This window comes from Pseudomonas sp. HMSC057H01 (assembly GCF_001836405.1).
Classification (GTDB): Bacteria; Pseudomonadota; Gammaproteobacteria; order Pseudomonadales; family Pseudomonadaceae; genus Pseudomonas; species Pseudomonas aeruginosa.
Genome location: NZ_KV828422.1, coordinates 1 through 306, shown reverse-complemented (window position 1 = coordinate 306; position 306 = coordinate 1). Strand labels below are relative to the sequence as shown.

Genomic DNA, 306 nt, shown 5'->3' with positions numbered 1-306 from the left:
TGCGAACTCATACTACCGGAAACAGGTGACTCCGCAATCGCGTTGACCAGGTTCTTGGCTGCTGTTGGCAGCTTGGCGGTTATCTGCGCGCCACCTTTTACTGCCGTCAGAACGCCAACAAGTTCCGCAGCGAACCTACCGCCCTCGACACCAGCTGTGACCGAACCTTGCCAGCCGGCATCCTCGTAAGCCTGGGTCAAGAATGCGGCGCGCTCCTCCAGCCCCTTCAGGTAGCTATCGCCAAATTGCTGCCGGAACTCTGGCGAAGTGGCCAACTGCTCCAGAGCTGCATAGGTTTCCCTCCAG

The 306-nt window shown here is 59.2% G+C and carries 1 pseudogene; it reads right to left on the bottom strand.

From position 1 onward, the window contains the following. Nucleotides 1-306: pseudogene (locus HMPREF2581_RS08010) on the bottom strand (hypothetical protein); the annotation flags it as partial.